The sequence below is a fragment of the Alteribacter natronophilus genome (genome assembly GCF_006007885.1).
Lineage (GTDB): Bacteria > Bacillota > Bacilli > Bacillales > Salisediminibacteriaceae > Alteribacter > Alteribacter natronophilus.
This window is the reverse complement of sequence record NZ_VCRO01000002.1, coordinates 356,666-377,307: the sequence shown is the minus strand read 5'-3', so window position 1 is coordinate 377,307 and position 20,642 is coordinate 356,666. Positions and strand designations below refer to the sequence as shown.

Genomic DNA, 20,642 nt, shown 5'->3' with positions numbered 1-20,642 from the left:
CAGGAACATCCATGCTCCTGCCGTTTTATCGCAAATGCTCTTATTCTGCTAGCCTCCCTTAGCGGAGGCACCACTGTCAGTTAATTCCTCATATAACCCGGGAGGAATGTAACCAGCTGCGGAAATGCGATGAGAATAGCGGTACAAAGGGCCATAGCGATAACCATCGGTGTTACACCTCTAAAGATAGTTTGAATTGGGATGTTCTTCGCGACCCCTTTTATAACGAAAATACTGACTCCCAGAGGCGGCGTGAGCAGCCCGATGTTGATTACCATAACCATGATGACACCGAACCATACACCGTCAAATCCCAGTCCGATAACGAGAGGATAAACTATTGGTATGGTGAGAATAAGAATAGAGATTCCTTCAATGAAGAGTCCGAGAAGAAGAAAGACTAAAAGAATCAGAATCAGAATGATGTAAGGATTTACGTCCATGCCGCTAACATAATTGGTTACCCCCACCGGGATACGGCTTATCGAGAGAAACTGGCTGAAGATAGTTGCACCGATCAGAATCAGGAAAATCATCGCTGTCAGTCTTACAGTCTCGTCAATGGAAGCCATCAGCTTTTTCCTGCTTATCCCCTTAAACAGCACCGCAAAAATCAGAGATCCAAACGCCCCTACTGCTGCTGCTTCAGTTGCTGTGAATATCCCGAAATAGATCCCGCCGATACTGATTGAAAACAACAGGAAAAACGGCATCACACTTAACAGAGAAGATGTTTTTTCCTTTACTGATGATTTCATGGTTCCTGCGGGTGCCAATTCAGGGTTGCGCTTTACAAGAAAGTAGATTGTCACGATAAAAATGAGCATCTGGATAATTCCTGGCACAATACCCGCAATTAGGAGCTCACCTATGGGTTCGGAAGTTAGAATTCCATACAGAATCAGGATGACACTTGGCGGTACTAGAATCCCTAATGTGCCCCCTGCAGCTACACAGGCAGTGGATAAACTGGGATGATACTTGTATTTTTCCATTTCAGGCAGGGTAATCTTTGCCATTGTAGCAGTGGTAGCGTTTACAGAACCGGAAATGGCAGAAAAGATGGCGCTCGTCCCAATAGTAGCAATGGCCAACCCTCCGCGTATGTGACCAATCCAAGTATCTACAGCACGGTACAAATCCCTTCCCATTCCACTGTAGGATAAAATCATTCCCATGAGAATAAAAAGGGGAATGACACTGAGAGAGTAAGAACTCGCAGTATCGAATGTCCCTGTCCCGAGTTGTGTAAGACCTACATTCCAGTTTCGAATCCATGCATACCCTACAAGACCAACCAGGAGCAGTGAAATGGCCACTGGCACCTTAAGGAGAATAAGAATGAACAATGCTGCAATTCCTGCAATACCAATCATTTCAGGACTCATGACTTTTACCCACCTTTTGAATTGACCGAACCACGTTTAAAAGTGCTGTAAGCATAAAAGCAATCGTCCCGACAACAGCCAGCATCAGAAAGATGTAAATCGGAAGGCGCAGATCCCCTGTAGTGGCGTTTGCGTTCATCAGACGCCTGGAGTTTTCCCATAGCTGCCAGGCCACCAGACCCATTAATGCCATAACTAAAAAGTTAATTACGATATTAAAATAGTACTGAACAGACTGCGGAAATTTCTCCATGATAAAGTCAATGGATATATGCTCTTTTGACAGTTCGGTATAACTTAAGCTGAAAAACACAACCAGAGCCAGGCCCAGCTCAGTCAGCTCAAAGGTGCCTCGGATCGGTTGGGAGAAAAAGGCCCGTCCAATCACATCGAAAGTTACAATAAACATCATCCCGAGCAGAATGACCTGGGAGACCAGATGAAGACCTTTACTGAATTCATGTATCACCTTTTCAAACATTTGCATCACTTCTTCTCTAGTTTAGTTCTTCTCCCAGCTCAAGAGCTCGTTCATAAATCTCTCTGCCCGGATAACCCTGCTCTTCCATACTGGCAATCCATTGTTCCACGATCGGATCCAGTGCTTCTTCCCAAGGTGCCATTCCTTCTTCATCCAAATGAATAAAAGTAATTCCTGCCTCTTCCGAGGAATCAATGGCGATATCACCGGTACGGTCAAAAACCTCTCCTGATTTCGCAGCCATTTCCCCACCAGAAATGGAATCAATCAGTTCTTGATCCGAATCGGACAGGCTCTCATACGTTGTTGTATTCATCGTGGAGAAAAACGGTGTCATTGAGAAATGACCAACTGTAATATAGTCAATCACATCATAAAAGTTATAGTCGTACACAGCCGAAAAAGGAACCATCGCTGCATCTACAACACCACGCTGCAGTGACTCGTAAACTTCTCCCATCGGCATGGATACCGGTGTACCTCCAAGCGCCTCAATGATATCAGTGGCCAGGGGAGACGGTGATCTGACGCGCAGACCATTTAAATCTTCCGGTGTTTCAATTCGGTGCTCCGCACTGATAAATTGGGCGGGCTCTGCTGTAAACAACCATAACGGCGTAGTGTCCTCATGTTCATCCTGAAATTCATCGAATTCCTCGTAAAGTTTCTGTATGATCTGAGAACCATTTTCAGCTGATTCAGTCAGAAAAGGTAACTCGACGATGGATACCAGGGGAAATCTCCCCGGCGTAAATCCGTGAACACTGATGGCAAGATCCGCTGTCCCAGTAACCGCCATGTCGTACTGTGAACCAGGTTCTCCAAGAGCTCCGGCAGAGTAGATTTCCGATGTAATCCGGCCGTCAGTCTGCTCCTCGAGTTCAGCTGTAAAATCTGCAAGAATTTCATCGTGTACAAGATGATGACTTGGGAGGAAGTGGGAAATCGTCAGTTCATGCGTTCCTCCCTCACCCCCACCAGCTTCCCCCGAGGTTTCACCATTACACCCTGCCAGCAGTATCCCTCCAATTGCTGCAGCACCAGTCGCGCAAATACTTTTTTTCCATCCGTAATTCATTCGTCAACTCCCCTTCCGAAAGCTTGAATACAGTCTAAATCTATCCAGCAATGGTCAGTTCCTGCAGCTTACCCTCTGGAGTCTTAAACAAAAATCTTTGTACAAGTCTCCATGTAATAACCCTTTCTTGAATCTGTTACTCGATCCAGCTGTATTTGTAATCCGGATCCTCCATCGCTTTTGCATGTTTGACTACTTTAAGCGGTCGAAATGTATCGAGCATCACTGCAAGTTCGGCTGTTTCTTTTTTTCCAATGCTTCCTTCCACTTTTCCAGGGTGAGGACCATGGGGGATGCCTGACGGGTGAAGGGTAATGGATGCCTCGCTGACCCCTTTCCGGCTCATGAAATTACCTTCCACGTAATATAGAACTTCGTCACTGTCCACATTGCTGTGATAGTACGGAGCCGGTATTGCTTCCGGATGGTAGTCGTACATTCGAGGTACAAACGAACAGACTACAAAATTATGCCCCTCAAACGTCTGATGAATTGGAGGAGGCATATGAACCCTGCCTGTAATCGGTTCGAAATCCTCCACGTTAAAGATATAAGGATACAAGTAACCATCCCAGCCGACCACATCAAGTGGATTATGACCAAACATATGCTGATGGAGATAGCCCCTTGACTTTGTACGGACCTCGAATTCCCCTTTTTCATCGTAGGTTTCCAGCTTTTCAGGGCCTTTAAAGTCGCGTTCACAGAAAGGGCTGTGCTCCAGTAGTTGCCCGTGAGGATTACGGTACCTCTTCGGGGTCGTGATCCAGCTGTTCGTCTCTACTACGAGAAACTTTGATTCACTTTCATCAGGAATAACACGGTAAATCGTTCCTATCGGAATTACTACATAATCCCCGGGCCGGTAATAGAGTGTACCGAACATGGTTTCCACTTTTCCTGTGCCGTTATGGACAAAGAGCAGCTCATCTCCGTCCCCATTTCTGTAATAATAGTTCATCGCTTCGGTCGGATTTACCACACCCATAACCAGGTCGTCATTGCCAAGGATAAAATGCCTTCCCTCCACTGCGTCACTGGATTTTCTATATTCACTTGTATGAAAGTGGCGTGGTACCAGGCCTTCCTGTTCTTCGAATTCAATCCGGCAGCTTTTCAACAACTTTGATTCAGTCATAGCTGTTGGCATGTTATGGTGGTACAGAATTGACTGCATTCCTGAAAACCCTTTGGTTCCCATAACCTGTTCCCGGTAAAGACTGCCGTCTTCCTTTTTAAACATCGTGTGACGCTTTTTCGGTATCCTACCCCTTTTCTGATAAAACGGCATCTCGGCTTCCTCCTTTGGTCTCTTCAACCTGGGTGGGGAGAATTCGTGAGTTCACCTGGCCAAAACCTACTCGATAGCCGTCTGCCTGGCACCACCCGGTTAATCTGAGCTCATCTCCGTCTTCAAGCCATACTCGCTTCTCTCCATTTGGGAGCTGCAGAGGCTCCTCCCCTCTCCACGTGCGTTCAAGCATGCAGCCCCTGGATGTCTTCTCGTCCCCGCTTATCGTGCCGGAAGCAAGGAGATCACCAGCGTTAAGATTACAGCCATTTACTGTGTGGTGAGCAATCTGCTGCGCCATGCTCCAGTACAAAGTCCTGAAATTGGTTTCTGTCACAACTACCGGCTCACTGAGCCCCGGTATTTTCAAGTGCGCCTCAAGATGAATATCAAATGTCTGATCTCCACTCCCTTTTAGATAGGGAAGCGGTTCAGGATCCTGTTTTGGCCCGGCTGTCCGGAAGGGCTCAAGAGCTGCCATCGGGACAATCCACGGTGAGATAGAGGTGGCAAAGCTTTTAGACAGGAAAGGTCCAAGCGGCTGATATTCCCAAGCCTGTATATCGCGGGCACTCCAGTCATTGACAAGAACAAGACCGAAAATATGCTCTTCCGCTTCTTCTACAGGGATTCTGGAGCCTGATTCATTTCCATGACCGATCACAAGCCCCATCTCAAGCTCAAAATCCAAGCGCATGGATGGTCCGAATTCAGGCTGGTCACCTTCAGTCTTTCTCTGTCCAAGCGGCCGCTTAATTTCAGTGCCGCTTACGATAATCGAGCTGGCACGTCCATGATAGCCGACAGGCAGGTGCTTCCAGTTAGGCATCAGGGCATTTTCCCGGCCCCGAAACATCGTCCCCACATTTGTGGCATGCTGCTCGGAAGCGTAAAAGTCAGTATAATCCCTGATTTCGACTGGCATAAGCATATCCACCCCGCTCTGCCTGGAAAACAATGAATCACGAAGATCGGCTTGATCACGAATTTCAGGGTTATCCTCCCTCAGAAGGTCCTGAAGGACGGTTCTTACCTCAGCCCACACATTTGGACCAAGGTTCATGAAAGCATTCAGTGATGGCTCCGAAAAAACCCTCTTTCCACCCGCACCGGTCTCATTAAAATATCCTTTATCATCCAGGATGGAGAGATCCAGTATCCAATCCCCAATCGCAACTCCTGCTCTAGGTGCTGTTTTCCCTTTTGGTCTAAATATACCGTAGGGCAAATTCTGAATCGGAAAGTGTGACTCCTCATCTACATCGATAAAAGATTTCAGCATCCTACCCCTCCTTCAGCAGTTTCAAGTTTCTTAAGTCTTCTCTCGGTTCATCAAAGCTGCAACTTCCAAATGACTGGACATAACGCTGGCGTGCATTTTGAATCTCCTCTTCAGTAGCCTCAATGCCCTGCCAGGCCAACATTTTGTTCGTCAGTGAAAAAGAAGCGGGATCTTCGTCAGCAAGAATCAGTTCAACCTTGTTGAGATCCGCTTTCCCGCAATCAGCAAGAACTCCCGCTGTAAAAACGTTTAAAAAACCGTGCATCATTGTGTCCAGTTCCCGCCTGAAGTGCCGGAAAGGATGGTGGAGACCAGCCGTAAATTTCATTTTAATGTCCCTTTCGCACGCTCCATGCATGGCAGCAGCTGTACTTTTTAAAGAAGGAAAATGGTCTTTTTCCACTCCTCCTGTTCTAAGCTTAAAATGAAGCTTGTTCTCGTCGCGGTCTTTGTTCAATTTTGCAAGCGTATCAAGCCAGCTGAATGTCTGTGCCTGCCATCTTTCATCAAAGGGATGAGTTGTTTCGCAGAATACCTCAAGACTCTCTTCAAAAGCCAGACTCTGAACCGCTTCAAGGAATCCTGCTTCCGGAGTAATTGGAGGCAGTGGAATTTCATATGCTTCCACTTTCGCTTTTCCATCAGATAACTTTACAAATTCCCGGATGAATTGCATATCCTTTTCAAGAATCCGTTCCGCTTCCTGCTTTTCCTCACCTCTTCGTCCAGTAACCGAAAGACGCAGCGGCTGATCTGGTGAAAAGAGATTAATATATGAAAGTATCTCACGCAGACGATGCGCTGGAGCGACAAACGGACCCAGCATCCAGGCATCGTCGTCCTTCAAATAAGAAGCGTAATTATGCATGGCAGGACCGAGGCTGAGTGAAGCCGGCGGAAACAGTCCTGCATAATCAACAATGCCACTGAGGAGAGTACGGACCGCTGGTGCTGCTCTTGTTTGACTTGCCATATTCAATCCCCCCTTAAGAATGAACCTGTACTGTCCGGCCCATTGCTGATTGCATCCTCAGCATTTCCTCTGCCAGATCGTCAATCCTGCCGAGCAGGTCTTGATCTGTAATAACGTTCTGGTCGTTAAAGCACGACTGCTGGGCGTACACGAAGCCAGGAGCTACAAAGCACCTTAAATATCCGGCAATAGGCTTGAGCTGGTTTTCAATAACGAGATAGTGCTGAAACGTCCCTCCGTTAGCTGCAAAACCCATCACTTTGTGACGAAAAACCGCTGGGGGAACAAGATCGAAAACGTTTTTCAGGGGGGCGGGGATGGATCCGTTAAAAATTGGAGTGCCTACCAGGTACGCATCAGCCTCAGATATAATTCTAACTATCTCTCTGGTATCACTACCGTATTTCTCAACAGGCCTCCCGTCGCAGAACTCCATTTCATAGTCCCGGAGATCCAGAAGCTCCACATCCGCTTCAGGATTGTTCTCTTCTATTCTTTTAAGAACGCTTTCTACGAGAACCGCAGTCTTGGATCCAAGAATTGTACCTGAGATACCGAGAATCTTCATTGTGTTAAAACCTCCATCATATGTTAATTGGGAATCGGATTCGCAGACTTCTGATCACTGAACGCAGGCATAACCTGTTCTGCAACTATTTTCATTGATTTAATAACTTTTTCATGAGGCAGCCCACCAAAATTCATAAGCATCATCACGTGATCACATCCAGCTTTCTGGTACTCTCTGAGTCTGCTGATGACGTCTTCCGGACTGCCGATAAGAAGCTGCTCCCGTTCCTCAAGATCCTCATACTGTGCAGACTTTCCGTACATTCTGGTATCCAGATAAAGATTAAGGTGATCCCTGGCAGTTTCTACTGCTTCCTCTCTCGTCGGGGCAACATACGTGTGCAGCGCTAACGGAATATTGATTTTTTCCTCCGGGTGACCCGCTTCAAGGTATGAACTTTTATAGCTGTCAATAACGTCTTTCAGTTCTGCAATGGAATTGCTCGCCACGTACGGCACGCCCATAATGTTATATCCCATCTTACCGACGAAGTGAGCACCTTGAGGGCGTAAAGCTCCGATCCAGAGCGGCACTTCCTTCTGCTTCGGCACAACTTCCAGCTGAACGTCAGAGAACTGATAGTATTCACCATTATGGGAAAATGTCTCGCCAGACCAGGCTTTATTCAAAACAGCCAGACCATCGTTAAATTTAAATGCCTTATCTTTCCCTTCAACATTAAAACCTTCAAATTCGTGAGGCAGATAACCGCTTCCAAGTCCGAGATTCAGCCTTCCATTACTCAGAACATCCACAAGGGCGTAGTCCTCAGCTACCTGAATCGGATTACGAAACGGAAGGGAAACGATGGAAACACCGAGACGGATGTCTTTCGTTCTCTCCGCAACGATAGAAAGAAGAATCTGAGGTGTTGTTAGAATCCCGTACTCACTGAAATGGTGTTCTGCGAACCAGACAGAATCGTAACCGAGGGTGTCAGCTTCGACCGACTGCTCCACCACTTCGTTCAGAAGTTGTACGTGCGATCGCCCAAGTCGTTCCTTATAGTTGTCAAAGACCGTAAACAAACCGAATTTCATTGCAAATGCCTCCATTTTCAAAGGGTATTTTGCACATAAAAAAACCAGCAGCAAAGTAAACCCCGTTTTGGGCAGACTCGCACCCTGAAACAGAGAGATTACGTTTACTACTGGTTGGTACCTGCTTTCCCGGTTAAAGGTTTTGGCCTTCACCGCGCAGATAGTCCAGTCGGTTTTTTAATCGTGCAATCGCTTACATTTATCATTATATTCTGAATTCACAGCCTTTTCAACCGCCTATACCAATTTTTTAGGTTTTTCTCCTGTTTTCGCCTCCCAGTAACGCTCATAAGCTGCATACACTGCCTGAATGACAGCCCGCTGGCCAGGGACAATAAACCTTTTTTCAATCACTTCGACAATCTCTTCAATTCCGTCTGTCACGTTTTTCCCTTTTACAAGGGAGACAATAAAGCAGTTTGTTACATCCATAAGAAATGTGAATGAAGCATCCTTAATCACGTCTGTTTCAGGGTCGATAATTAACACACACGTCAGCCCCCGCTGTGTCTCAAAAAGCGACGTCCCTTTTGGAAATTGCGCAAATCCGGCTGAAAGAACAAGATTCTCATCAATCGTCATAATCAGACACTCCTTTAACTATTAAATTATGACTATTTTATCATACGTGATAGAAGCAGCTGGTGGATTTGGTGTCTGTAATCAATTTAATACAGGCACCTTTGTATAAAGAAGGAGTGCGTGTAGGCGTCTGCGATTATGTAAACATCAATTTCACCATTCTAAAACCTCCATTTAAGCTCCGGCCGCTATTTATCAGCCCATTTTTTTCTAATATCATTTACCTCCGGAAACACATTCACCATTCTCGTGGACAAGTCAGTATCAAGATTTAAGCCGAGTTTGTGATACATATGAGTAAGGTGGCTGTGCCAGGTGCTGCGTTTGACTCCTATGTGTGTCGGATCGTTTACGAAATAGATGTTAACGAGCCAGGTGGGGATGCGAAGTTTCCTGTTGAGTAGAAAAAGGTAAGTAAGACGATTCGCGAACTGGTAGTACCTGTCGGTCCACTCAATGAGTTCAGCATTCGATTGATATTCCTGCTGCACGCTTCTAAACGAGTTTTTGATCTGCCTGATGCTGGAGTTGGAAGTTGCCTTCATGGCCGAGTAGGTTTCCGCTATGTTGGCCTTGGCCTCGACAATTATAAGTCCTTCCTTGCCACCAGATCCCTGAATCGTTGCTATTCCATCCCATACTGGTCCTCTAATAGGCCAATGCTCTCGAAGTAATTCAAGCATAGTAATTTTTGTCTCATCCTCCAGGCTGCAGTGATTCAGAAAATCATCCTGGTACTCCCTGTAATTATCCTTCGCCAACGGGGATTTCCAATTGAGCTCCGCACTAGACTCCTTAAAAGCCAATAATGAAGGGGAAGCGTCTATTATAAGTTCACTGAGGCGGGCCTGTTGCCCATTCACTAACTCCCCAAGTAAAAAACGGCTTCCCTTACCTGCTTTACTCATTTCACATCCTCCTGTCAGTTCCTTAAATTTATCATAAATCCCCAAAAGAGACTGCCAATTAAGACAGCCTCCCTCTCTATTAATCATCCATATACTCCTGCTCAAATACCGCTGTAACACTTTTATTCCCGTCCATCGTAATGGATGCTGTTCTGCTTGTTCCGGAATGATCCCCGGACCAGCGAACAAAGATGTAACCTGAATCCGGCTGAGCAGTGAGCGTCACCCGGGTGCCTTTTTCAAACTTGGATCCGGATGATGCGCCACTCACTGTACCTCCACCCTGGCTTCCAGTGGTTAAGGTGAATTCCTGCACAGTCTCCTCCTCAGGCTCTTCTTCTGAGCCGGAATTCCCACCTGAAGATCCACCAGATCCGCTGTCCGATCCTGAGCTCCCGTCCGATGAGCCGCCGGACCCGCTTCCTGATCCTGAACTGCCTCCTGATGAACCGCCGGAGTCGTTTCCTGACCCGGAGCTTCCTCCTGATGAGCCTCCTGAGCTGCCTCCCGAGCCGGAACTTCCACCTGATGAACCGCCGGACCCGCTTCCTGACCCGGAACTTCCTCCTGATGAACCGCCTGAGCTGCCTCCCGAGCCGGAACTTCCACCAGACGAACCGTCGGACCCGCTTCCTGACCCGGAGCTTCCTCCTGATGAGCCACCGGACCCGCTTCCTGATCCGGAGCTGCCACTGGGTGACCCGCCTGAGCTGTTCCCTGACCCGGAGCTTCCTCCTGATGAGCTGTTACTTCCGGAGTCTGAATCAGAGCCGCCATTTGAACTGCCGCCGCTTTCGTTTGAGTCCTGCTGCTCTCTGGCAAACACCGCACGCACGTGGTAATCCCGATTCATTGTAACGGACACAGACGTCGCTGATCCTGAAGCACCGCCTTCCCAGCGCTCAAATGTCCAGCCGCTGTCCGGTACAGCGACGAGTGTGACCGTATCCCCATTTTCGTAGTCAAAAATATCCTGAAGAACGGTTCCGTTTCCTTCCGTTCCGACAGTGAGCTCGTATGTGTCTCCTGAGTCTCCCGTTGTTTCAGTGAAAACGGCAGTAAGGGATAGATCTTCTTCCACTGTCACAGACAACGGATTACTCGAAGATTCGATATCTCCCTGCCAGCCGGCAAATTCCCATCCCTCCTTAGGCTCGGCCTGAAGATCCACTTCCGTGCCTGGAGCGAATGCATCCTGTTCCGGGGTGAGGCTGACCGCTCCCTCACCTTCAACATCGTAATTCACACGGTAACCATCGCCATCAATGCTTACTTTAACTTCCACTGTGAGATCATCTGCTTCTGCTGTAACGGTCTCCGTTCCTTTCTGTTCAGCAGTGAAGATAACATCTCCGTCCTCTGTCTCGGTAAGCGTGCCGAGATCCTCCTTCAAAGACCAGTCCACCTCCGGACTCATCTCGTCTCCTGCAAGATCCACACCAGCTGCTTCGAGCGTCACTTCCTCCCCTGCGTCCAGTTCAATTGGTTCGGAACCATCAGGAGAGAGCAGGAGTTCATCCAGCACCTGCTCAGCTACGTCAAAATTCCCCTCAATGGTGAGTGACTGCAGACGGGCTTCCAGAGTAACGCTGCCGGTTTCATCCGCCTCGATAAACATCTGCTCTTCTTCCTCATCATAATGAAAGGCTGCCGTTCCCTTCTCCAAAATCCAGTCAACATCCATATCAAGTGCGGTCTCTTCATCCCACACAAGGTACAGAGGATTTAAATAATCCAGCTGGAGACGCCCACGTGTGGACTGAATCGAGAGCCGTTCCTCAATCTCTTCCACAAGTTCATCAAACTCATTGGAGCGCGAAGCCCGCTGCCCGTCAAAAGTGACCTTAATGCCCTTTTCTATCTCCCCGGTGTGAAAATAGACATCGGCAAGGGTTATGTAATACGCGGATTCACCAGGTTTCAGTCGTATCCCCTCCTGGAGTGTCGCCTCCACCTCGTCCCATTTCCCAAGCATAAAGTAGGCTTTTGAAAGACCCATTCTCGCCCCAAGATGGCCCGGGTCAACTTCAAGAAATTCAAGGTAATAACGAATACTTTCTTCGTACTCTTCCTGTTCAAAATAAACTTCCGCTTTTTCAAAGAGTGAGTCATGATCTTCCGACTGAGCGACGTTAAATGTAAAGGCTCCTGCCCCAATTATCAGAAGGGCGCTGAGCACAATTAGAATAATCTTTTTCTGCTTCATTGGATCTTCCTCTCCCCGTATAATGCCAAGAATCTCTTATATAAGAAAAAGATACCATAATTATAGGAATAATGGGGCGTTTTTCGAGGGAAATCGCTAAAAAGTGGAACGAAAAGACAGGGGAAAGTGCTGTATTTTATGCCCCTTGCTTAGCGAATAATTATCTACCTTACAGGAATAAAGACTTTAATATTTTTATAAAGGCTTTCTTCCCCCAGCACCAGGAGCACCCTCCTTTTTTAAGGTACAAAATCAACTGAGGATGAATACAGTTACGATTCTACTGTCTTTCTGGGTATTGGCAGTAACCTCATGGAAGGTATCATCGATCACCATCATTTGACAGACAGTTTTAACATCATCGGCAGGAACTGGTGAGTACCGGCCTCTTTCCAACCATTGTCCCGGTAAATTTAATAAGTACTTTGAGTGCAATCAAACTTCATCCGGTCAGACTTTGATATCTTCCTTATGGTTCTCCACCAGCGTTACTGCCTGATGCAAAAATACCTCGATGGAGAACCAGTTCCCATTGACCAGGACATACGGATCTTTATACTTCAAATTATACCGGTAATTTCTTTACATAGTTCCAAATACTCTTTAAATTAACAGATATTTCTGTTCGTTTCATGTATACTTGACGTATCAAATCAAAGTGGAGGGTGTGCTTCCGTTGCCTGATCTGTTTATCAGTCATTCAAGTAAAGACAAACACCTTGTGGAAATGCTTCACGATAAGCTTGTTGATGAGGGGATAACATGGTGGATTTCTTCCGAAAACATCCCCACATCATCCACCTGGGCAGGAGAAATTACCACAGGAATTCGCGAGTCCAAAGTGTTTGGGCTCCTCCTCACGGAACATTCGAACCTGTCTAAAGAGGTCATCAAAGAGGTTTCAATTGCATCCAATCACAATATCCCGATCTTTACAATTCAAGTTGCCGAATTTGAACTCTCCAGAGATCTCGAGTATCACCTGAACGCACTCCAGAAACAGGTTAATCCATCCCCTGACCCGGACGACCTTCCCGATTTTTTCAGCCGGGTAGCCAGGGACGCTGCCGGTATCCTGAAAGGAAAAACTCATCAAATGAAAGCTGCAACCCTTCTCACAGACCTTGACGAAGTGGAAAAGGCGTTTAAGCAGAATAAAGATGCCAGTATTCAGCAGCAGTCCCTCAACTTAGTAAAACGTTTATTATCAGCTGTTTTTCAAAGAGATACCGAAAAGTTGAATGAGCCCGAAGATCTGCAGAAAGAGCTGGCCCAGCTCCGGTCGTTTTCATCTCCCCACGAAAAAAAGCTGGCCGCGGTGCTTTACCGCTCCATGAAACAGATGAAACCGAACGAAACATTCCTCACACCTCAGGTCATAACAGAGATCCGCCGTATTCTGAATGTGCTTGAGAACAGAAAGTCACCCGCACTTTCTTCAGATAAACCAAAACAGCCGGCTTCGTCCCAGCATTCTTCAGTGACCACCATAAACAAGCTCGACACTGTCATTCAGGGGTCGATCAATGCTCCGACTGTTATTAACGGCAATATGTATAACCATACAAAAGTCTCAAAGCAAAAGGAGTGACGGCTACATATGAACAATGATACTCCGGAAAAAGAAATACGTGAGGCCGGGACAAATCCGGAATCCGAGGCTGAAACTGCAGTTGCAGATAATCAGGACAACGTAAACGAATCTGAAGACCTTTCTGAAAAAGATACTGAGGGCGTGGACGAAGAGGACACTGAAAATGAAGACGAAGATAACCATTACGGTGAGATCGATGAAGATACTAAACAGCTGTTCGAGTCGGGGCGAGCCAGCAACCTGACAGTCACCTACTTTAACGGTCCTATAAATGCCCCGGTAACGTCAGGCGGGGATATGTCTCTCGGTCAATCTCATAATCCGTTCTCGTCCTCATTAAAAGAAGCAGCATTTCACCTGTCGGAATTTTATGTACCTCACGGATTTGAAAAGCAGCTTTCAGACCGCCTTCGCCAGGAGTATGTCATTCTCCTTACCGGAGCAGACCATACCGGAAAATACTCCACTGCCCTTTACACACTGCATGCCATGCAGTCAGCCGACATTCATCAGCTTCTGCCCACAATCGATCTGGAGGAATTGTTAAAAATGACGATTGAGCGTGATACCGCATACGTCATTGACAGCCTCGCAGTCGAAACAGCCGAAAAACTGAAAGAGCACAATCTTGATTACCTTGCCCGGCTGTGCAGGGAAAACAACAGCTGTTTTATTATCACCGTCAATGCCGAACGGCTGGAGGAGGTGCCCGCTCACCACCAGTTTAAAATGGCTCCCGCTCTTCGTCCGGTAGAGTGGTTCAGTAACCACCTCGATCACAATATGAACCTTTCAATCGAGGAAACGGAAAAAATCGAACATACCCTCACAAATGAAAAGATCAGTGAACTCGTTTCACGGCCAAGGGAGGCTTCAGCTCTTGTCACACGCCTTTCTGAAATAGTGATGCAGGGAGACGACATCGATACGTTTCTGCAATCCACGGAAAGTGATGCAGGAGACCACGTAGAACAATGGTTACAGGAAAAAAGAGGAATGGATGTCCTGACTTTCGCGCTCTCTCTCTCCATTTTCAGCGGCATGCCCTACGAGGATATCCGTAACTACGCAGGAAGCCTCAGGCATCACCTGTTTACCAGACATACTAAGCGGCTTGAAAACCCGGTTTCCACCGGGCGAAAGATGCTGCTTGATCAGGTGAACGGCCAGATCTTTTCAGAGCCTGTTCATAAAGAGTTCGGCGTCGTTAACATCGACTGTGCCAGGTACAGGGACAGGTTTTTCGGCGATTATGTTCTTTATTATGTCTGGCAGAATCACATCTTTGAAAAAGATCATCTCATTGAATGGATTCTGGAGCAGTTCAACGCTGAACCGAAACAGACCCGCCCTTACATAGCCCGGGCGTGCGCTTCACTGATTCAGACTGAAAACGACTTTCGGACAATGAAGGAAAAAGTGATTCACCCTCTGGCGAAAAGCGGTCATTTCATGGAACGCGCCCTTGCAGGGGATATACTCGTTCAGGCCGGACAGACAAAGGAATTTCTTCCTCTGGCTGGAAGACTGGTCCGTTCCTGGATTTTAAATCCGAATGAAAACCTGAACTGGACTGCCTGCTATGTGTACGGCAGCAGTATAAGAGGCTCCCTCTTTCAGGAGGCTCTGCGGGAACTGACTGATCTGAACCTCACGCGGAGCACCCCGGAACTCAGGCACGCCTCCCTCATCAGTCTCCAGAACCTTCTCCATTCAGGAGAAGATCAGCCGGTACTGCTCGACCATTTTCTCAGCTACACTGCCGAGTGCTTTGAACTGTACTCGGAAGATCCGAAAATGATGAACCGATTTCTGACGCTCTATTCTAAAATTCTGCACTCCGTGTCACCGGAGCTGCTCGCAATTCTGCTGGGGCGTTCACTTGCTTTACGATATAACGTTGCACCAGTACTCGCCTTTTCACTCACTCACCGGAAACAGAAAACGTTCACCGAGGCACTCTTCTCCTCCTGGCTTAACAGTGTGCCGGAAACAAATGCTCTCAAGGAGGACTTAACCTATTTGTTCACCGCAGTCTATGTGGAGCTGACGAAAACCGGTAACACTTTCGGGGTCAGACGCTTCGAAAACTGGCTTAAAAACCGTTTCATACAGGGCACCATGGACCAGAAAGATGTGCTGTACCCGATCATTAAGAAACTGTAATCCATTTTCAGGAAAGGATGATTCATATGAAATTTATTCTCGGTCAGTACGATGTAAAAAAGGGGCTTTTCGATAAACAGCCCTCCCCTTCTCCCAGGCGCTGCTATGTTTATGTAAGTGAATCAGATACACATGAAATTCATGCGGGAGACCGGATGTCACGGAGCGAAGTTAAATTTAAGCAGTATCATACTTTTTATGAACTCGATTTGAGGGAGCTCTCCTTCGACTACTTTAACGAGTATGCCTCCAGAAGCCCCCTCGAAAAAATTGAAATCAGGGTTACGTTTACCGTTCACATAGAACAGCCGGTCGACTTTATTACAAATGGCGGCTCCAATGAAATTGAGCACAGTATCCGGCAGACAGTCCGAAACAGCGTAGAAAAGATCGCCCGGACTTACGATGCCAGAGATTTAACAGGCCTTCACGAGGAACTGGAAGGAATCGAGTTTTCAAACGCCATGTTCAACAGTGTGACATCCAAGGGACTTCGGATGGGAACCCCTCATATCAACGTAGACCTGAGCGCTGAGCTTAAGGCTAAAATGAAGCAGCTCAAGGATCTTGAAGACGAAAGAACCCTAAGAACGGCAAAATCCCGTTTTCATTTGGAAGATCTCGAAGATGAGCAGTACCTGAAAAAGGTAAGAGCCAAAATGGATCTGGATTTTGACCGGGATACAACAGAAGATACAATACAGGCTCGCCAGGGCTACACAGCAGAAATTCTGAAACTTTACCGGGAATACGGCTTCGCTGGAGCTGAAATGATCCTGCAGGGCCATGAGGAAAAACTGAAAATCCTCAGAAACTACCACGACCGTATCCTGCTTGAGAAGAAAACTGATATTGACCGTAAACATAAGCAGGAGGATGCTGAAGCCGACTATCGTCGTCAGCTGATTGAAGCAGCAGTAAAGCAGGCTCGGGAAGGGAAAACACAGGAAACAAAAGATGTCATGGATCTGAGTGACCGCCTCCGGCCAGGAGCGGAACACCAGCAAGCTGAGGATGAACGCAGCAAGGAACTGAAAACAGCGGAAAAGGCGGAAAGTATGGAAGAGTCTCTGGATGAATATCTTAAACAGAAAGAAAGTAAGGCTTAGCTATGGAAACCGTAAACAGCATCCTTTTTCAGATCTGGCTCTTTTTTGGACAGCACCTGCCTTACTCCTTTCTGCTGCAGCCGTTCATCGTGTTCCTCTTCACCCTGACAGTAGCCATTGCACTCTTTTTTCTGCTTCCACCTGCAATCAGGCTTGTAATCTACTTAATCAGACATGTGATCCGGTTCGTACATTTTGTATGCCAGTTCTTCTTTTATCAGATTAATAGAGCGAGAAGAACACGGAAAAAAGCAGGCGCACGAATCATCCTGGCATTTGAGGACTGGCAGATGAAGCTTGAAAAGAACACCATGTCTCTTGCAGAAAAATCAAAGCACAGCGGGCCAAGGATTCGCCGATATAGGAAGCCATTTATCCTGACTTCCATCGGACTGATGGTACTTGTACCTGTTTCCTATCCCCACCTCTCTCCTGTAGCGGAAGGGTGGGACGACTTGGAGGATTGGGTGCTGGGAGAGCGGATCGGAGAATACGAAACCGCCGTGGCCGAAGCGAAGCAGGAAAGAGAAGACCAGTCCGGCAGTACCCGGGCTTCAGCCCAGGATCCCGAACCGATCTACTTTCAATTAAACGAGGAATACAGCGGTGGCGCCAACCTCAGAACAGATCCTGATATAAACAGTGAGGTTATTAAGATGGTCCGTGATCACCACACGCTCCTGTTTCTTCACGAGACACACGATGACGGTACCCGTGAGTGGGGTCTGGTGGAAACCGACACAGGAACAATCGGCTGGATCAGCGGAAATGTTGTAGAGATTAAGGAATAGTCAAATCCCGGAGTGCAGCCGCCAGCACTCCGGGATTTGTGTTTTTTGTTACGATAACGGTATAAGTTCATAGCCTGCTTTTTTCAGAAGGTCATACATCTGTTTAATGTAAATTTCATCGTATGCTCTGTAATCCGCATACTCGTTTCCATTTCGCTTCTGCTTTTCCTCGACTTTTCTCAGCTCATCCCAGCTGACGAGACAAACGTGTTCTTTTCTGTCTGTATCCTTAGGAGACAGATCTGCATTTCTCGTTTTCCAGCCATCTGCAAAATGAAAAGCGTTCCATCTATTGTGTTCCATAATGACGAGGTCACGAAAAACAGGTGCCAGCCTCCGCTCAAATTCCTCACTCGTCACAACGCTGGAAAAATCCGAAAGACTTTCTTTTTTTATTTTTTCCAGCCCAAGAACCGCCAGCTTTGTATCCAGATGATCTGCCTGAGCAATATTGGACTCTTTCCGGAACCTGTCCAGCTTCTTCCAGCTTGTTATTTTGCCGCCTTCGTTAAGATCCTGTTTCAGATTTTCATAAGCGTCATGAAGTTCAATTGCGGTCTCTTCATTTTCCTTCCCTGTAATACGGCCATAAGCAGCTGCCTCTTCCAGCGTGCCGAAATAACAGACAGACTCATATTTGTTTTTGTTTTGCTCAAGCCAGCCCGCAAAATCCGAAGCTGACGACATCCTCACCGCAAGCGGTGCATGTGAAACAAGTTCTGTCAGGAAAGAGGCACTCACAAAATCAAGATGGTCATTGTCAAAACAGACGGCTATATAGGTGATTGACTCTGAAATTCTGTTAATATAGCGGTAGAATTCCGGTGTATAAACATCCATGTTAATAAAATTTATCTCACACGCTTTTTTAAGTTCAGGACAGATCACATCCAGTTCTGCTTTCCTCTGATCTGATTCTCTGTCCACCACTGTCACATTCAGTTTTTTATGACTGGAAAAATGAGATCTGCGGACAGCTTCCAGCAGAACACTCCTCCCTGTTTTCCCAAACCCCAGTACTACAAGATGGTACCCGGCTTTCTTCGACAGGTCCTGTCCCCTGTACAGGGGCATCTGATCGAACAGGCATCTGGCACTGTTTTCAAAATGATTGAATACGCGGATGTCCAGAAGGGGTTTCTCGTTTTTCCCCTGCTCAGCCCACACCTCGTCGATGACTCTTTTATACTGACCTTCATTTAGATGAACATAACAGGTAAGTGGAGATGGAGAGTCTTTCGACCGATTTTTCTCATTTAATAACAACCTGTTTATCCGGAGTACGGATTCCACGTTGTTATGATCTTCCTGATCCATAACGAAGACACCCTTAGCCCTGAGAATCCCGGCCTGCTGGAAAACGCCCGCCTCGTCCGTCCCTTTATGTATAACGATGCACCCGGCAGCCCGCAGCCTCTCTACATCCTGATCCGGTGCATCTCTTCCGGCAATAATCACGATTCTTCTTTTTTTAATCTCTGCTGCCAGCACAGAAACCTCATCTGTAAGCCCCGTAATAATATAGTGGGACTTTCTGAATGGCAGCTTCAGCATGAACATCCTCAAGTGGTGACGGAGTTTTACCGCAAGAACCCAAATCACGTTCGAGATCACCACAAACATAGCCAGCCACCTCGCCAGCTCCAGCTGCCACGGAACCGCCTGGTGTGCAGGCAGATCAACGCTGAATGTGAATAAACGAACTGCTGAATATGCGCTGTCCAGCGGCGTAAAACCGGGAACAGCTGCATAGCTCCAGACCCCAAAGCTCACGGCCAGGAGAGTAAGAATGGCCGTAAAAACCATCCAGACATCTTTTTTGGACACCCTTGAAAAAAAACGCTTCACCCGATTCATATGGATCCCCCCTGTACGCACCATTACCTGACTATTATAACAATTACAGGCTCACATGGTACAATATTCATACAACTGATCCGTTAAAAAGGAGCTTCTAACATGACATATGAACCAAAACCGCTATCAACCAAAAACATTAAAATACCAGATCATGTCGAAAAGAACCTCGAAAAGATCGCCCGCAATATTCACGAAACGTGGTCTAAACAGCGTATACAGGAAGGTTGGACGTTCGGGCCCGAAAGAAGTGACTCAAAGAAGGAGCACCCGGGACTTGTTCCATACAGCCAGCTTTCAGAAGCTGAAAAGAGATACGACCGGACAACAGTCGAAGAGACTATAAAGTCCCTTATCCTGCTTGGGTATAAGATTGAGAAAAATTAATTTCGCTATGATGGAGAAGAAATAAATAAAGAGGCTGGTGTTTGTCCAGCCTCTTCTATAATGACCTCAGCACGCAATGGTACGAATGGGGACGGTTCTTCCGTTCCACGTTTCAATACTACTTCAGCGATCCTCTCATAACCCCACCAATGATCCACTTCTGAACAAAAATGTAGAGAACGATCATCGGAAGCATTGCCATCAGATAGGAGGCAAAGGCGAGATTGTAATCGGTACTGAACTGGCCCTGGAAGGCATACTGCACGAGCGGAAGTGTGTACATGCTCGAATCACTCAGAATAACGAGCGGCAGCATGAAGTCGTTCCACGCAGCCAGTGCCGTTAAAATGGCTACAGTGGCGTGCATCGGCATCATCATCGGGAAGATGATTTTCCAGAATACCTTCCACTGACTGGCACCGTCAATCGTTGCGGCTTCCTCCAGCTCAATTGGAAGAGTTTTCACGTAGCCTACATAAATGAAGACGTTAAATGCCAGGTGCATCACCCCGTTCAGAAAGGCAAGCCCAACGAGATTGTCCATTCCCCATGCACTTGTCTGCAGAACAAGTGGCAGCATGATAATTGGAAACGGGATAAACATGGCACTGATGAAGTAAAAGTAAAGAAACTTATAAAACTTTTTATGCATGTTACGGGCAATGGCGTAAGCGACCATGGAATGTGTCGTAATCACAATGAGTACCGTCAGCGCAGTAACGAATACGCTGTTACCGAGAGCGTTTGGGAAGTTTGTAATCTCAATCGCCCTGATAAAATTATCAAATGTCCAGTTTTCCGGCAATGCCAGCAGGTTCCCGCTCATTTCCTGAGGAGTTTTAAATGCAATCGTCACCGTCAGGTATAGGGGAAACAGAATCAGAATCGCCCCGACCATGAGCAGAATGGTAGCTTTCCAATTGGTTTTGTTTCTCATT

18 protein-coding genes are annotated in these 20,642 nt (G+C 47.0%); 5 read left to right on the top strand and 13 right to left on the bottom strand.

Translation table 11 applies throughout. The features are described 5' to 3' along the window. Positions 1 to 80: 80 nt before the first annotated feature. The 11 genes from FGB90_RS08900 to FGB90_RS08850 all read right to left on the bottom strand — a co-directional run bounded on the left by FGB90_RS08900 (position 81) and on the right by FGB90_RS08850 (position 11,800). Positions 81 to 1,388 (bottom strand): TRAP transporter large permease, encoded by a 1,308-nt coding sequence (locus tag FGB90_RS08900; RefSeq protein WP_138810471.1) that lies wholly within the window; start codon positions 1,386 to 1,388, stop codon positions 81 to 83. Beyond that, the gene (locus tag FGB90_RS08895) at positions 1,378 to 1,869 is read right to left on the bottom strand and encodes a TRAP transporter small permease (RefSeq protein WP_171051760.1); all 492 of its coding nucleotides are present in this window, start codon (positions 1,867 to 1,869) and stop codon (positions 1,378 to 1,380) included. The genes FGB90_RS08900 and FGB90_RS08895 overlap by 11 nt, the downstream gene beginning before the upstream one ends. A 16-nt stretch (positions 1,870 to 1,885) precedes the next feature. Next, complete coding sequence (locus tag FGB90_RS08890; RefSeq protein WP_138810469.1) at positions 1,886 to 2,947, bottom strand: TRAP transporter substrate-binding protein; 1,062 nt, start codon at positions 2,945 to 2,947, stop codon at positions 1,886 to 1,888. A gap of 136 nt (positions 2,948 to 3,083) precedes the next feature. Further along, the gene (locus FGB90_RS08885; RefSeq protein ID WP_138810468.1) at positions 3,084 to 4,238 is read right to left on the bottom strand and encodes a homogentisate 1,2-dioxygenase; all 1,155 of its coding nucleotides are present in this window, start codon (positions 4,236 to 4,238) and stop codon (positions 3,084 to 3,086) included. Continuing rightward, on the bottom strand, positions 4,213 to 5,520 hold the full coding sequence (fahA, locus tag FGB90_RS08880; RefSeq protein ID WP_138810467.1) for a fumarylacetoacetase: 1,308 nt from the start codon (positions 5,518 to 5,520) through the stop codon (positions 4,213 to 4,215). Before fahA ends, FGB90_RS08885 begins: the two co-directional genes overlap by 26 nt. 1 nt (position 5,521) lies before the next feature. After that, positions 5,522 to 6,493 carry a hypothetical protein gene (locus tag FGB90_RS08875; protein WP_138810466.1) on the bottom strand — a complete coding sequence of 324 codons (972 nt, stop codon included), beginning with the start codon at positions 6,491 to 6,493 and terminating at the stop codon, positions 5,522 to 5,524. Between the two features lie 13 nt (positions 6,494 to 6,506). Next, positions 6,507 to 7,061 (bottom strand): NADPH-dependent FMN reductase, encoded by a 555-nt coding sequence (locus FGB90_RS08870; RefSeq protein WP_138810465.1) that lies wholly within the window; start codon positions 7,059 to 7,061, stop codon positions 6,507 to 6,509. A gap of 23 nt (positions 7,062 to 7,084) precedes the next feature. Then, positions 7,085 to 8,104 carry an LLM class flavin-dependent oxidoreductase gene (locus FGB90_RS08865; RefSeq protein ID WP_138810464.1) on the bottom strand — a complete coding sequence of 340 codons (1,020 nt, stop codon included), beginning with the start codon at positions 8,102 to 8,104 and terminating at the stop codon, positions 7,085 to 7,087. Positions 8,105 to 8,341: 237 nt separating this feature from the next. Then, on the bottom strand, positions 8,342 to 8,686 hold the full coding sequence (locus tag FGB90_RS08860) for a DUF3870 domain-containing protein (protein WP_246056113.1): 345 nt from the start codon (positions 8,684 to 8,686) through the stop codon (positions 8,342 to 8,344). Between the two features lie 188 nt (positions 8,687 to 8,874). Then, the gene (locus FGB90_RS08855; protein ID WP_138810463.1) at positions 8,875 to 9,594 is read right to left on the bottom strand and encodes a hypothetical protein; all 720 of its coding nucleotides are present in this window, start codon (positions 9,592 to 9,594) and stop codon (positions 8,875 to 8,877) included. Positions 9,595 to 9,673: 79 nt separating this feature from the next. Next, a complete protein-coding gene (locus FGB90_RS08850; protein ID WP_138810462.1) occupies positions 9,674 to 11,800 on the bottom strand; it encodes an InlB B-repeat-containing protein in 2,127 nt (708 codons plus the stop codon). Positions 11,801 to 12,476: 676 nt separating this feature from the next. Between FGB90_RS08850 and FGB90_RS08845 the strand changes: the two genes are divergently transcribed. Genes FGB90_RS08845 through FGB90_RS08830 form a run of 4 tightly spaced genes read left to right on the top strand, consistent with a single transcriptional unit; the run spans position 12,477 to position 17,460 of the window. Further along, positions 12,477 to 13,391 carry a toll/interleukin-1 receptor domain-containing protein gene (locus tag FGB90_RS08845; RefSeq protein WP_138810461.1) on the top strand — a complete coding sequence of 305 codons (915 nt, stop codon included), beginning with the start codon at positions 12,477 to 12,479 and terminating at the stop codon, positions 13,389 to 13,391. 9 nt (positions 13,392 to 13,400) lie between these two features. Beyond that, the gene (locus FGB90_RS08840; RefSeq protein ID WP_138810460.1) at positions 13,401 to 15,560 is read left to right on the top strand and encodes a hypothetical protein; all 2,160 of its coding nucleotides are present in this window, start codon (positions 13,401 to 13,403) and stop codon (positions 15,558 to 15,560) included. 26 nt (positions 15,561 to 15,586) lie between these two features. After that, entirely contained in the window at positions 15,587 to 16,669 is a 1,083-nt protein-coding gene (locus FGB90_RS08835; protein ID WP_138810459.1) for a hypothetical protein, read from the top strand. A 2-nt stretch (positions 16,670 to 16,671) separates the two neighbouring features. Next, positions 16,672 to 17,460: an SH3 domain-containing protein gene (locus FGB90_RS08830; RefSeq protein ID WP_138810458.1), complete on the top strand. Its 789-nt coding sequence runs from the start codon at positions 16,672 to 16,674 to the stop codon at positions 17,458 to 17,460. A 48-nt stretch (positions 17,461 to 17,508) separates the two neighbouring features. On the opposite strand, the gene FGB90_RS08825 is transcribed toward FGB90_RS08830, so the two are convergent. After that, a complete protein-coding gene (locus FGB90_RS08825) occupies positions 17,509 to 19,317 on the bottom strand; it encodes a hypothetical protein (protein WP_138810457.1) in 1,809 nt (602 codons plus the stop codon). A gap of 102 nt (positions 19,318 to 19,419) precedes the next feature. Here FGB90_RS08825 and FGB90_RS08820 point away from each other — a divergent pair, with 102 nt between their 5' ends. Continuing rightward, a complete protein-coding gene (locus FGB90_RS08820) occupies positions 19,420 to 19,704 on the top strand; it encodes a RyR domain-containing protein (protein WP_138810456.1) in 285 nt (94 codons plus the stop codon). Positions 19,705 to 19,822: 118 nt separating this feature from the next. Here FGB90_RS08820 and FGB90_RS08815 read toward each other — a convergent pair whose 3' ends face one another. Beyond that, on the bottom strand, positions 19,823 to 20,641 hold the full coding sequence (locus tag FGB90_RS08815; RefSeq protein WP_138810455.1) for a carbohydrate ABC transporter permease: 819 nt from the start codon (positions 20,639 to 20,641) through the stop codon (positions 19,823 to 19,825). Position 20,642 lies beyond the last annotated feature (1 nt).

What these genes read in the sequence shown, in the direction of transcription:
- FGB90_RS08900 (WP_138810471.1), bottom strand. Translation starts at nt 1,388, where the DNA reads ATGAGTCCTGAAATGATTGGTATTGCAGGAATTGCAGCATTGTTCATT.
- FGB90_RS08895 (WP_171051760.1), bottom strand. Translation starts at nt 1,869, where the DNA reads ATGTTTGAAAAGGTGATACATGAATTCAGTAAAGGTCTTCATCTGGTC.
- FGB90_RS08890 (WP_138810469.1), bottom strand. Translation starts at nt 2,947, where the DNA reads ATGAATTACGGATGGAAAAAAAGTATTTGCGCGACTGGTGCTGCAGCA.
- FGB90_RS08885 (WP_138810468.1), bottom strand. Translation starts at nt 4,238, where the DNA reads ATGCCGTTTTATCAGAAAAGGGGTAGGATACCGAAAAAGCGTCACACG.
- fahA (WP_138810467.1), bottom strand. Translation starts at nt 5,520, where the DNA reads ATGCTGAAATCTTTTATCGATGTAGATGAGGAGTCACACTTTCCGATT.
- FGB90_RS08875 (WP_138810466.1), bottom strand. Translation starts at nt 6,493, where the DNA reads ATGGCAAGTCAAACAAGAGCAGCACCAGCGGTCCGTACTCTCCTCAGT.
- FGB90_RS08870 (WP_138810465.1), bottom strand. Translation starts at nt 7,061, where the DNA reads ATGAAGATTCTCGGTATCTCAGGTACAATTCTTGGATCCAAGACTGCG.
- FGB90_RS08865 (WP_138810464.1), bottom strand. Translation starts at nt 8,104, where the DNA reads ATGAAATTCGGTTTGTTTACGGTCTTTGACAACTATAAGGAACGACTT.
- FGB90_RS08860 (WP_246056113.1), bottom strand. Translation starts at nt 8,686, where the DNA reads ATGACGATTGATGAGAATCTTGTTCTTTCAGCCGGATTTGCGCAATTT.
- FGB90_RS08855 (WP_138810463.1), bottom strand. Translation starts at nt 9,594, where the DNA reads ATGAGTAAAGCAGGTAAGGGAAGCCGTTTTTTACTTGGGGAGTTAGTG.
- FGB90_RS08850 (WP_138810462.1), bottom strand. Translation starts at nt 11,800, where the DNA reads ATGAAGCAGAAAAAGATTATTCTAATTGTGCTCAGCGCCCTTCTGATA.
- FGB90_RS08840 (WP_138810460.1), top strand. Translation starts at nt 13,401, where the DNA reads ATGAACAATGATACTCCGGAAAAAGAAATACGTGAGGCCGGGACAAAT.
- FGB90_RS08835 (WP_138810459.1), top strand. Translation starts at nt 15,587, where the DNA reads ATGAAATTTATTCTCGGTCAGTACGATGTAAAAAAGGGGCTTTTCGAT.
- FGB90_RS08830 (WP_138810458.1), top strand. Translation starts at nt 16,672, where the DNA reads ATGGAAACCGTAAACAGCATCCTTTTTCAGATCTGGCTCTTTTTTGGA.
- FGB90_RS08825 (WP_138810457.1), bottom strand. Translation starts at nt 19,317, where the DNA reads ATGAATCGGGTGAAGCGTTTTTTTTCAAGGGTGTCCAAAAAAGATGTC.
- FGB90_RS08820 (WP_138810456.1), top strand. Translation starts at nt 19,420, where the DNA reads ATGACATATGAACCAAAACCGCTATCAACCAAAAACATTAAAATACCA.
- FGB90_RS08815 (WP_138810455.1), bottom strand. Translation starts at nt 20,641, where the DNA reads ATGAGAAACAAAACCAATTGGAAAGCTACCATTCTGCTCATGGTCGGG.